The sequence below is a fragment of the Asticcacaulis benevestitus DSM 16100 = ATCC BAA-896 genome, from assembly GCF_000376105.1.
In the GTDB taxonomy this organism is placed as follows: domain Bacteria; phylum Pseudomonadota; class Alphaproteobacteria; order Caulobacterales; family Caulobacteraceae; genus Asticcacaulis; species Asticcacaulis benevestitus.
The window spans coordinates 1-12,087 of the sequence record NZ_AQWM01000063.1 but is presented as its reverse complement, the minus strand read 5'-3'; the positions used below and the strand labels follow the sequence as shown (position 1 = coordinate 12,087).

At 59.4% G+C, this 12,087-nt stretch carries 8 protein-coding genes and 1 pseudogene; 3 read left to right on the top strand and 6 right to left on the bottom strand.

All coding sequences use genetic code 11. The features are described from left to right. Nucleotides 1–419 precede the first annotated feature (419 nt). The 3 genes from B060_RS0122780 to B060_RS25740 all read right to left on the bottom strand — a co-directional run bounded on the left by B060_RS0122780 (nucleotide 420) and on the right by B060_RS25740 (nucleotide 4,889). Complete coding sequence (locus tag B060_RS0122780) at nucleotides 420–2,171, bottom strand: DUF885 domain-containing protein (protein ID WP_157405707.1); 1,752 nt, start codon at nucleotides 2,169–2,171, stop codon at nucleotides 420–422. 31 nt (nucleotides 2,172–2,202) lie between these two features. Further along, nucleotides 2,203–3,990 (bottom strand): DUF885 domain-containing protein, encoded by a 1,788-nt coding sequence (locus tag B060_RS0122775; protein WP_018084109.1) that lies wholly within the window; start codon nucleotides 3,988–3,990, stop codon nucleotides 2,203–2,205. Nucleotides 3,991–4,052: 62 nt separating this feature from the next. Continuing rightward, nucleotides 4,053–4,889 (bottom strand): 5'-methylthioadenosine/S-adenosylhomocysteine nucleosidase, encoded by an 837-nt coding sequence (locus tag B060_RS25740; protein WP_018084108.1) that lies wholly within the window; start codon nucleotides 4,887–4,889, stop codon nucleotides 4,053–4,055. A gap of 196 nt (nucleotides 4,890–5,085) precedes the next feature. On the opposite strand from B060_RS25740, the gene alr reads away from it, so the two are divergent. Both alr and B060_RS0122760 read left to right on the top strand, forming a co-directional pair. Next, nucleotides 5,086–6,219 (top strand): alanine racemase, encoded by a 1,134-nt coding sequence (alr, locus tag B060_RS0122765; RefSeq protein WP_018084107.1) that lies wholly within the window; start codon nucleotides 5,086–5,088, stop codon nucleotides 6,217–6,219. A gap of 15 nt (nucleotides 6,220–6,234) precedes the next feature. Beyond that, nucleotides 6,235–7,482, top strand: a complete 1,248-nt coding sequence (locus B060_RS0122760; RefSeq protein WP_018084106.1) for a D-amino acid dehydrogenase — start codon at nucleotides 6,235–6,237, stop codon at nucleotides 7,480–7,482. 956 nt (nucleotides 7,483–8,438) lie between these two features. On the opposite strand, the gene B060_RS0122750 is transcribed toward B060_RS0122760, so the two are convergent. From B060_RS0122750 to B060_RS25735, 3 genes are read right to left on the bottom strand one after another with little or no spacing between them, the layout of a single operon-like run. Next, entirely contained in the window at nucleotides 8,439–9,353 is a 915-nt protein-coding gene (locus B060_RS0122750) for a replication initiator protein A (RefSeq protein WP_018084104.1), read from the bottom strand. Further along, complete coding sequence (locus tag B060_RS0122745; protein WP_018084103.1) at nucleotides 9,353–9,733, bottom strand: hypothetical protein; 381 nt, start codon at nucleotides 9,731–9,733, stop codon at nucleotides 9,353–9,355. The genes B060_RS0122750 and B060_RS0122745 overlap by 1 nt, the downstream gene beginning before the upstream one ends. A 1-nt stretch (nucleotide 9,734) precedes the next feature. Next, on the bottom strand, nucleotides 9,735–10,466 hold the full coding sequence (locus B060_RS25735; protein ID WP_018084102.1) for a ParA family protein: 732 nt from the start codon (nucleotides 10,464–10,466) through the stop codon (nucleotides 9,735–9,737). Nucleotides 10,467–11,130: 664 nt separating this feature from the next. On the opposite strand from B060_RS25735, the pseudogene B060_RS27505 reads away from it, so the two are divergent. After that, nucleotides 11,131–12,087 (top strand): annotated as a pseudogene (locus tag B060_RS27505) (IS701 family transposase); the annotation flags it as partial.

Below are 12,087 nucleotides of genomic sequence, written 5' to 3'. Positions count from 1 at the left end.
CGTCCAGAGCGACAACTTAATCTCGTTATCGAAGAGAGCGGCGCTTATACCGCATCATTTTTTAGTGTCAAGCTTTTCTTTTCAAAAAGATTTTCTCGACAACCAAACCGCTAAACCAACAACCGGAAACATCCGAAAGCCCTTTCAGCGGAGCGGCGTTTCTAGGGAAACACCGCAAACGAGTCAACCAGTTTTTTAAAAGAATGTCGTTACCGAAAACTCTATCAAAACCAATCTGTCGCCCCAACCAAAAATCCTCGGAAAGACTTAAATCATAACCGTTTCCGGTTCCTCATGTCGTCGCTTCCAAAGCCCCTCAGTCGGGAGACCGGCTTCTAAGGAGATGAGCAGGACGAGTCAACACGCAAAAACGTATTGCCTGTGAATAAAGCAAAGAAACCAAGGGTTTTGCGCATTCCCTAGGATTTATCGCCAGACCTTTGCGTTTCTATCCACTGATTGACCTGTTGCGACAGGATATCGAGCGGCACGGGACCGTTCTTCAATATCTGATCATGAAAATCGCGCAGGTCAAATCTGGGGCCAAGTGCGGCCTCTGCCTTGGCACGCAATTGCCGGATGCGGATTTCACCCAGCTTATAACCCAGCGCTTGCCCGGGCCAGCCGATATAGCGATCAACCTCGTTCCGGATCGAGCGCTCGCTCATGCCGGTATTGTCACGCAAGCAGGCCATGGCCTGCTCGCGGTTCCAGCCCAGGACGTGCATCCCCGTGTCAATCACCAGACGACAGGCGCGCCACATCTCCAGCGACAGCCGGCCGAAATCCTCGTAGGGCGTGCGGTACATGCCCATCTCGACGCCGAGGTGCTCGCTGTAAAGCGCCCAGCCTTCGACATAGGCGTTGATATCATCACGGCGGCGGAACATCGGCAGGGCAGCATTCTCCTGCGCCAGAGCGATCTGGAGATGGTGGCCCGGCACGCCCTCGTGCATGGCCCAGGCGGTCAGGCCATAGGTCGGGCTCTGATCAAGATGATCGGTATTGATGATCACCGTGCCCGGTACGCCCTGCACCAGGCTGCCGGGATTATAGCCCGACGACGAACTTTTAAGCTGGGGGTCCACCTCGTGCACCGTCACCGGCAAATGCGGCAGGGTTCGGAAATAGCGCGGCAACAGGCCTTGGGCACGGATCAGGATGCCGCTGACCTGATTGTAGTAGTCCTCCGGCGACGTGGCACGGAATTGCGGATCGGTGCGCAGGAAGGTCTGGAACTCGGCAAACGTCCCCTTGAAGCCGCTGGCCTTGATGTCGGCGTCCATCTCGGCGCGGATGCGCTTCATTTCCTCCAGGCCCAGCGCATGGATCGCTGCTGGCGTCATGTCGGTCGAGGCGTTGCGATGGATGAGGTACTGGTAATAGGCCTTGCCGTCCTTGAGATCGCCGATGGCGATGCTTTCCGGCGCCGCCGGCACATAATCATCCCTGAAGAAGGCCACAAGCGCCCGTTCGGACGGCCGGATGTCGTTGGCGACCACATCTGTGGCCTCTGCCAGCAGACGCCCCCTCACCTCTTGAGGGATGCTGTCGGGCAAGGCCTTGATCGGACCGAGCAGGCTGTGATCAGGCAAGGGCTGCGAAGCGTGGGCTTCGAGCACGCGCAGAGCGTTGGCGGCGACCAGCTTCGGACGCAGGAACCCGGTCTTGATCCCGCGCCGCATATTCGCGGTCTCGGTCGCATAATAGGCCGGCAGCGCCTTGAGCTTGGCGATCCAGGCACGCGCCTCGGGCTCGGTGCGCAGCACCACGCCTGTGGCGGCATAGTCCGGCGTGGTGAAGAAGCCGTCGCCGAAATTGAACGGCACACGCGCCTCATCGAAGCGCAGACCGTCGAGCTCTAAGTTGAGGCGATCCTTCACCAACGCCTGATTGAGGGCCTGATCCGGACACAGGTCACTGGTCTTGATCGCTGTCAGGCGTGTCATCAGGCCTTTGAGGGCACTACCATAGTCGGTCAGGGCCTTGTCGCTGTCGTCGGGCCATTGCGCCAAAGCCGCCAGATTACCGTTGCTGCTTTCACGCAAAGGATCGCGTGAAGCGGCCAGGTTTTCATATTCCGAAACAACAGCGCTCATCAGCCGGTCGGCGGGCGCCTGACAGGTAGCGGTGACGGGCGCAGCCAGCGCGGCGTGAGCGGTGCCGCTCATGAGGAGACACATGGCAAGAGTCAGAGCATATCTAGTCATCGGGATTCGCTTTCTTGTCGGGATAAGGGCCCTTGCCGCCCTCAGCTATGAAACGGTCGATACGGGCTTCCAACACCGGCAGAGGTACTGAGCCCAGTTCCAACACCGTATCGTGGAAGGCGCGAATATCGAACCTGTCGCCCAAAGCGGCCTCGGCCTTGTGGCGGACCTTCCAGATGGTCATCTCGCCGATATAGTAGGACAGCGCCTGACCAGGTGTATTGATGTAACGATCGACCTCGGTCGTGATCTCGTGTTCCGACAGGGCGGTATTGTCGCGCAGGTAAGCGATCGACTGGTCGCGGGTCCACCCTTGCGCGTGCATGCCGGTATCAACCACAAGCCGGCAGGCGCGCCACATCTGATAGGTCAGCATGCCAAACCGCTCATAGGGTGTGTGATACATCCCCATCTCGACACCGAGACGCTCAGAGTACAGCGCCCACCCCTCGCCATAGGCGGAGATATAGGTCGACTGGCGGAAGGCCGGCAGGTCTTCGTTTTCCAGGGCCAGCGGCATCTGCATGGCGTGACCCGGCGCGCCTTCGTGCAACACGAGGGCCGGCAGGGTGTAGAGCGGACGCGACGGCAGGTTATAGGTGTTAAGGATCAGCACCCCCGGTCCGCCATTGCCGCCCGTGTTGAAGGGCGCGATGGCGTCAGGCGTCGGGATGACGGCAAAACGCATACGCGGCAGACGACCGAAATAGTCCTTGGCCTTGCCGTCGAATTCCTTCGATATCCAGGCGCCGCGATCAAGGAACGCCTGCGGCGTGGTGACATAGAATTGCGGGTCGGTACGCAGGAAGGTGTTGAAGGCCTGCAGGTCGCCGGTAAACCTGACCTCGGTCATGATCGCCTGCATTTCGGCCTTGATACCGGCAACCTCGGCCAGCCCGATCTGGTGGATCTGGTCGGGCGTCATGTCGAGCGTCACATATTCGCGGATCAGCGACTGGTAATAGGCCTTGCCGTCCGGCAGATCGTAAGCCGCAATGGTCGGGCGCGCGTGGGGGATATAGTCGTCGCGCACGAAGGCCAGCAGTTTCTTATGCGCCGGGATGACGCTTTTCGTAATGGCCTCGATGCCGAGTTTTTTCAGTTCCGCCTGTTTATCGGCCGGGATACTGGCCGGCATGGTGAGAAATGGCGTGTAGAAGACGGTTTGTTCCGGCGTCTTGTTCTCAAAAGCGATGGCGATCGATGAATCACGCCCCTGCAGAGAGACCTTCGACGGTGTGAAACCGCGTTTCAGGCCGGCGCGCAGATTGTCTCTGCTCTGGTCGAAGAAGCGCGGCACATCATTGAGATAGGCGATATAGTTGCGATAGTCCTGCTCAGTACGCAGGGTCTTGCGCGCGGCATAGGACAACCCGCTCCAGAAGCCGAAGTTCATTTCATAGCCGCGGAACCTCTGACGCGACGCCAGGGTTTCGATCTGATTGCGATAGACGGTGTAATTGACCTGCGCCTCTGGCGACAACGCCTTGACGTCGATGGCATCGAGTTGCGACAACACCTTGGTCCAGTAGACCAGCTTCGCCGCCTGTGCGGCTTCGGACACATCGGGGAAGCGCACGCGCACCTTGTCTTCGCCATCGTCCTCATCATCGTCGGTCAGGGCTTTACGCCATGCCCACTCGGTTTTGTAGATCGAGTTAAAGGCGGCATCGGCAGATGCGGGCGCGATCGTTTCGGCCTGAGCCGGCAGGGCGGATGCGGCGGCGACCGTGATGGCAAGCACACAGGCCAGAGCGATCGATTTGGGCAAGGCGGTCATGATTTTGCGTCTCCTCCTAGGGAAGACACAAACAGTATACCGTATATGTTATTTGTAAACGCCTAGGGAAGCGCTTTGAGAAAGCGGCACACCACGCGCACGGAGTTCTCAGCAGCGAGGCTCATAAAGACGTTCATTTCATTGGCTTCGTGTTCCGCGCCCGCCAGATCGGACAAACTGCGAAAGGCGATAAACGGTATGTCGTTGGCGTAGGCGACGTGGGCGGCGGCAGCGCTTTCCATGTCGGCAACGCGCGCCTCAAAGGTTTCGAACACGTAGTCGCGGTAATCGGCATTGTCGAGAAAGGCGCTGGAGGAGACACCGGCGCCACCGACCACAAAGGCCGGCACATGATCAAGGCTGCGCCCGTCCGGGGTTTGCGCTGACAACACGATATCTTCCAGACCTTGCGCCACCTCAAGCATGAACGGATCAACCTCGAACCAGACGCGCGGTTTGGCAGCCTGTGCACCAGTGCCTACGATGACCGTATTGGGCAGCATCATGCCAAAGGCTGGCATATCCGGCGCCCAAGTCAGCCAGTCCGGCTTTGCAAAGCCCGCCGCCACCTGACGCCCCATGATGATTTCCAGTGACTGCGCCCAGCGCGCCGGCGCCACGACATCGCCGACGCGGAGCAAGGGATCAAGCCCGCCAGCGATACCGGTAAAGATCAGCTGAGTGACGGTAAAACGGTCGAGCAAGCCTTGCGTCGTCATGGCGGCATTCACCATGCTCATACCGCTCATCGTCAGGACGATCTCACGGCCCTCCAGCACACCGGTGACACAGCTCAGCCCCTTGAAACGGTGATGCTCCTGCCGCTCGACGCGGTGGATGAGGCGGTTCCACTCCGGCTCGAAGGCGGTCATAAGGGCGATGCGCGGTGTCTTATCCATGATGCTCGATTAAGCCTCTGTGGTGACCTTGCCAAGACGGAGGGTTCGTTGAAATGCCGCCGCGCAAAAATTTTGTCCGGATTTGAGCAAATTTCCACATTTGCCCAAGGGTTTTCGCAAGTTCGCGCACATTAAGACAGGCAATCCCGCAGGCTCTGACATAGGCTGATTCGACCGCTTCCCCGGAAACCTGCCGATGACGACCGATTTTTCAACCTTCACCGATATCGAAAAACACGCCCTGACCAAGGGTACGGGCGGTTATCTGACCCTCGACCTCGGCGCCCTTTGCGCCAACTATCTGCTGCTGCAAAAACAGGCCGGCGAGGCGCGGGTCAGCGCGGTGGTCAAGGCCGACGCCTATGGCATCGGTGCGGACAAGGTCGCGCCGGTGCTCTATCAGGTCGGCTGTCGTGATTTTTTCGTCGCCCATGCCTGCGAGGCCTTCAGCTTGCGCCAGCGCCTGCCCGCCGATGCCAGCCTTTATGTCCTGAACGGCCTGATGCCCGGCGCCGAGGCCGCGTGCGCCGACCAGAACATTATCCCCGTGCTGAATTCCGCCGATCAGATCGCCCGTTGGCTCGAAGTGGCGGCGTCGCGTGGGGAGCGTCTCCCCGCCGTCCTGCAATTCGACACCGGCATGTCCCGGCTGGGCCTCTCACCCGAAGACCGCGAAGCCCTCGATTGCGAAGCGATCAAGGCGCATCTCGATGTCCACTTTCTGATGAGCCACCTCGCCTGCGCCGACGAACCGTCTCATTCAGCCAACCTGGGTCAGCTTGCCGTGATGCGTGAGATCAGCGCGCACTTTCCAAACGCCGCCGTCAGTTTCGCCAATTCCGGCGGCCTCTTCCTCTCGCCAGACTTCCGCTACCAGCTCGCCCGTCCCGGTGTCGCCCTCTATGGCGGCGCGCCCAACGACGCGCGTCCTAACCCGATGCAGCCGGTTGTTGGTCTGCATGTGGCGGTGATCCAGACGCGCACCGTGCCCGCCGGCACCCGCATCGGCTATGGCGGCACCTATGTTGCGGCCACAGAGATGAAGCTGGCCACTATTGCCGCCGGCTATGCTGACGGCCTGCCGCGCTCACTAAGCCCGCGCGGCGCGGCCTGGTTTGGCGATGTGCGTTTGCCAATCGTCGGCCGCGTATCGATGGACAGCATCATTCTCGATATCAGCGCGCTTGCGGACGGTACGCTTGTCGCGGGGCGCTTCGTCGAACTGATCGGGCCGCACCAGTCGCTCGACGCCATCGCCGCCGATGCCGGCACCATCTCCTATGAAATCCTGACCTCGCTTGGTCGTCGATTCCATCGTGAATATCTTTAAATTTTTGGGGTTCGCATGAAGATCGTCATTTTGGGCGCCGGCGTCATCGGTGTCACGTCAGCCTGGTATCTGGCAAAAGCCGGCCATGAGGTCACTGTCATCGACCGCCAGTCGGGCGCGGCGCTGGAGACCAGTTTCGCCAATGCCGGCGAAGTTTCGCCCGGCTATTCCTCGCCGTGGGCTGCGCCCGGCATTCCGCAAAAAGCGCTCAAGTGGCTGTTCATGGAAAACGCCCCCCTGATCGTGCGGCCAACCGTCGATCCCGACACCATCCGCTGGATGATGGCGATGCTGCGCAATTGCACGAAGGCTCGCTATTCGCTCAACAAGGGCCGCATGGTGCGTTTGGCTGAATATTCGCGCGACTGCCTGATAAACTTACGCCAAGACACCGGCATTCAGTACGACCAGCGCATGCAGGGCACACTCGAAGTGTTCCGCAAGCAGCAGCAGATGGACAATATCGGCAAGGATGTCGAGGTGTTGCGCGCCGGCGGCGTACCGTTCGAAATTCTGGATGCGGCTGGCTGCGCCAGGGCCGAACCGGGCATCGACGCCAGCAAAATCGTCGGCGGCCTGCGACTGCCTAATGACGAGACCGGCGACTGCTACAAGTTCACAACCGGCCTGGCCGAACGCGCGGCCACCTTAGGCGTCACCTTCATCTACGATGTCGATATCCGGGCGCTGCGCCATGAGGGCACGCGCGTCGTCGCCGTTGAGACCTCAAACGGCGATATCGAGGCCGATCTGTTCGTCGGTGCGCTTGGCAGCTACACGCCGAAACTGGTCAGACCGCTTGGTCTCGATCTGCCGGTCTATCCCGTCAAGGGCTATTCCCTGACCGTGCCGATCATCAATGCGGCCAAGGCGCCGGTCTCGACGGTGATGGATGAGACCTACAAGGTGGCGATCACTCGCCTGGGTGACCGTATCCGTATCGGTGGCATGGCGGAAATCGCCCGTTTCAGCACGGATCTGCCCCCTGCCCGTCAGGCCACCCTCACTCAATCGGTTGAGGGTCTCTTCGGCGGCGCCGGCGATCAGTCGCAGGCCAAGTTCTGGTCGGGCCTGCGCCCGATGACGCCCGATGGTACGCCGGTTATTGGGGCGACGCGCTACAAGAACTTCTACCTCAACACAGGCCATGGCACGCTGGGATGGACGATGTCTTGCGGATCGGCGCGTGTTCTGGCCGACCTGATCAGCGGCGCTACGCCTGAGATCGAAACCGGTGACCTGAGCCTGAGCCGCTACGCTTGAGCCTTCACAAGGTCTGAAGCAGGCTCCGGGGCTCGGGCTTTTACCTAAGTGACAGGTCAATCGCTTCTTGCCTTTTTGCGCCCGTCTGCAGAGCGGTCTGATAGGCAGCTTCCAGAGCGTAGGGGCGGCCCTCAGCCAGTACCCGTATCAGGGAGGCGGCTAGCATCAAGCAGTTCCTGATAGGTGGTTTGTCAAAGACAGGAACATCGGGCGCATGAAGTTAGCCTACGAAAGCAATTATCGTTGGGTAAGACCTGTCACAGCAGGTTCCCTTATCTTTCTGTCACGCTGAGACATCTTTCTGGGTCTGATGTGAGGTGTCTCCACAAGTCTTCCTGCCATAGAGGGTAGTGGGGCTAAAAAGGCTGTGACCTGGCTTATAACAGGCCCTCTGTTCAGTCCGCGCCTTGGCGACCCTCTTTCAGGTCGGCCAAGGCGAGCGGGCGCTGAAATTTCCTCATATCTCCATGGCGTTAGAAGACTCTGTTATAGAGTCAAGTTAAGTAAGTTAAGAGCGGAATGCCCCCTCTCAAAGCCTTATAAAGCAAGGCTTTGCGAAACAGCCCGGTCTTTGATCCCCCGTGCTTCCGTCTTTAATCCCCCGTCTGATAGTCATTGATCCCCCGTGGTCCGGGTCACCCATCCCCCGTGGCCTGTGGGCGAATCGGTGGTTGATATCCACAGGATAAAGGGGTTCCAGAAGCAGCTTTTACACACAAGACCGCGTCATAACCGGTCACTGATCCCCCGACGGGCCGAATTTGAGCCGGCAAAATGGCTTTCTCCCCCCTTTTCGCACGGCTAAGGCCATCTGGTCACCGTTCCCCCGACTCAAACGGAGCGAATCGGTCACTGATCCCCCGTCAATCCGGTCACTAATCCCCCGATAGCCACCAGGCGAATCGGTCACCGTTCCCCCGATCAAAACCCACCGTATCCGCGTCAAGTCTTTATGCTTAAACGCTGTCGACTTCGAGACGGCGGCGGTCCTCCGCATTCTGACGTTCCATGCGCTTGAAATCTTCCCTCACGCTGGCGCGCATTTCGATATCGCGACGGATGAAATGCACGGCTGGCGAGCCATCGGCCACCTTGGTGAAGGTCATCACATATTCGGGCAGGGCATTCTTGGCCACAACGCGCTTGAGCAGGTAGGTGAACTGCTTGAGCGGGCTATCTGAGCCTGTTTTTTCATGCAAAAGCGAGACGCGGCAGGTCCAGCCCTGCTCCTGTTCGCCGGCGTGCTTGCGGGCGGCACGATAGAGTGCGCGTTCCATGCCGCCGGTCAGCAGGAAATAGTCCTGGTGCATGGTGAGCAGAGCCTTGTCGGTGACGATACCCTGATAGACCCAGTCCGACAGCGTGATCGAAATGCCGCGCGGCGCTTCGGTTTCGGGGTCGACCTCAAGCTGGAAGGCGTCAATCCAGCCGAACTGCGCCTTGTCCTTGCGCTTGGGTGCGCGCAGAGAGGTCTGGATGGTGGTCGATTCCAGACGCTGCAGCGCCGCATGCAGCTCCTGGTAGGACTTGCCGCCGGTGTCGCGCTTGATGGCCCTCAGCAGGTCGTAGGAGGTCGTCCGCAGGGTGCGTGGCAGGTCATTGATCCCCTGCTCCTTCATGCGGTTGAGCTGCGACGCCGCCCAGATCATGACATCGGCGTCCCAGATGGTGGCGATACCGAATTCGGCATTGCCGGAAACCTTGACCCAGGTGTCGCCATCGGGACTGGTATATTCTATCGGTTTCAGTCGCTTGCGCTTGGCGAGCGAGAAGAATGGCCGCTCCATGATCTCGCGCTGATCCTTCAGCGACAGGTCGCTGATTAGCGGAATGAACAGGTCGAACTGGCTTTCTGCGTGGCGCCTGGACATTATTTACGACCAGGGGTTTCGCCGCGTTCCAGCGCACCTTCGAGGGCGATGACTGCCTGCTCGAAAACCTCACCCAAAACAAGGCCTTGTGCGTCCGCCAGGGCGTAGAAACGGCGCAGCGCGTCGTCGGTCACCTTAAGATTGAGCTGGCGGTTGCGGCCGGTGCGGTAGCGGCGCTGCAATTGTGGCTCGGTAAGCGGTTCAGGTGCGGGCGCGGCTATCGGTTCACGGCTGGAAAAACCGCGCGCTTCAGCGACGGTACGCAGGGCGTCCTTGTCCGGCCGCTCCGCGTTGACGCCGCGCGGGGTGAAGGATGACAAGTCAAGATCAAGGTCATCGTCGAAGATTGAGGCGCGCTGGGCGTGTGTGTCGGTGCTCATCTTACGCCACCTTCGAGGATGCCATGGGCGCGGACGTGGTGGACGGGTGTGCGCCCTCCCCTGCCCCGTTTTGCGCCGCTTTCAGGATATCGACCACCTCGCTGGCGAAATCGCGCGCATTGAGGATGGCCTTGTCGATATTGTTGACCTGGGCGCGATCGAGGGTTTCCAAGGTACCGCCGAACGAGAACATGGCCTTGAAGGCCTCGCGTTCGTGCATCTGGGTGTGGAACAGGTTGACGCCATGGTCGCGCAACTGCTCGTGGATGCTGGTCAGAGTGCGCGGCTTGATGACCGGATTGGTGCGGGTCAGCAGCACGAAGTGCGGGATGGGCCGACGGCTCTGACGCTCAGTATTCTTAATAAGACTCAAGGCCTTGGCGGCTTGCTTGGCGTCTAGCTGTGAGCCTTGTGTCGGGACGACGACGAGATCGGAGGCGCCGATGGCGTAGGCCACGGTGAGCGAGGCGGTGCCTTCACAATCGACCACGACGAAAGGTGCGGTGGCGTGCGCCTCTTCGATCTTGTCGAGGATATTTTCCTGATTGGCGTCGGATACGATGGAGATGTTGTCCGGGCAGCCCTTTAGCTGTGACCAGGCGGCGATCGGGCGGTTCGGGTCAGCGTCAATGATAATGACCCGCGCCTTACGCGCCAGTTGCGTTGCCAGCAAGGTAGCGGCGGTGGTCTTGCCGACGCCGCCTTTTGGCGAGATGAACGAAATTACGGGCATTGTGAAGTCCTCTTAAGGCACCGCCTGGGTTGGGTCGGTAGCTATCCGCTAGCTGTCAGCTCTAAAGTGATTCTCTGTCGGGAAGCTAGCGGCTAGCTAAGGTGTAGCTGCAAGATAGCTAACGGACAGTTAACCCATATCTGGAAGCTGCCGGAAAGCAGCCAAACAGCTACCGGAGCGCTTTTAGATAGCTATCGGCCCGATGCCGGGCAGCTAGCTGGCCGCTATCAGCCACCATTCTGGTAGCTACCGGCTAGCTATTGTGAGGCTAGCGAGTAATCGGAGGGCAGGTAGTAAGGGCGATTCTGAGTGCAGGACAAAGCCGTAGACTGTCCGGAAATCACTAGTGAGAGGACCAAAACGTTCTCAAATAGCGGTCGCAGAGCGCTTCAAACACCCGGAGCAAGCGAAGCCGTTCAAATTGCGGGTGAGGGGAGGGTGAAAAAACAGTTAAATAAAACAACGGCATAGCCATTTGGTAGCTAACGGCTAGCGTCAATAAGGCAAGCGCTACGATCGATGCATAAAAAAGCGCGTGCCAGATACCGGACACGCGCTTGGAGTTGTCTCTACTGAACTAATCTTACTGAGTCACAGAATACGGGATTCGCGCTGTTTTGAAATATGTTAGCCAGAGCGATTCATAGTCAGCAGGAGAAGCCGTATGAGTGGCGTAATTACCAGTATAAGTGAAGCGGCGTTTTCGGATTTTGTCCATAGTCTGGTTGATGTAATCGGCCATGCTGACCGTGCGGTTCCGTTGAAGGATTACTGTCTTGGACTGCTTTTGCCCGTTGAACGAAAGAGCGTTGAGCCGTTGGCAGCGGTGACTTCGCCTTCGCGAGAGGGTGCTTCCGCAAATCGAGCAGCATGGACCGATTAAGGCCTGGATCATCGACGACACCGGCTTTCCCAAAAAGGGCAAGCACTCAGTGGGCGTAGCGCGACAATATTGTGGTCAACTCGGCAAGCAGGATAACTGTCAGGTCGCCGTCAGCCTGTCGGTTGCGAACGCTGCGGCCAGCCTACCGATCGCCTATCGNCTTTATTTGCCTGAGACTTGGTGCGATGATCCAGAGCGGCGGCGTAAAGTGAAGGTCCCTGAGGAGATAGGCTTCCAAACAAAGCCAGCTATCGCACTTGATCAGGTCCGCACCGCTAAGACTGCCGGTGTTGCGCCTGGGGTGGTATTGGCTGACGCTGGCTACGGAGCGGATGGCAGCTTCCACGCTGGCCTGACCACGCTTGGCCTCACCTATGTCGTGGGTGTACAGCCGACACTCAGTGTCTGGCGTCCAGGGCAAGCCCCTTTGCCTCCAAAACCTTGGAGTGGCCGGGGACGACCACCGTCGTTGCTGCAACGTAATCCCGACCACGCGCCCATCTCGGCCAAGGCGCTGGCACGGGAGCTGCCGCCCGAGGCCTGGAAAACGGTCTGCTGGCGAGAAGGTACGAATGTGGACCTGAGTTCACGCTTTACAGCTCTTTGGCTGCACCNGGCCTCCCGCGACTATAACCTGACAGAACCCCGCCCTGAGGAATGGCTGCTGATCGAATGGCCTGAAGGCGATGAAGCGCCGCTCAAATACTGGCTTGCCACCCTGCCAGCCGACACGTCACT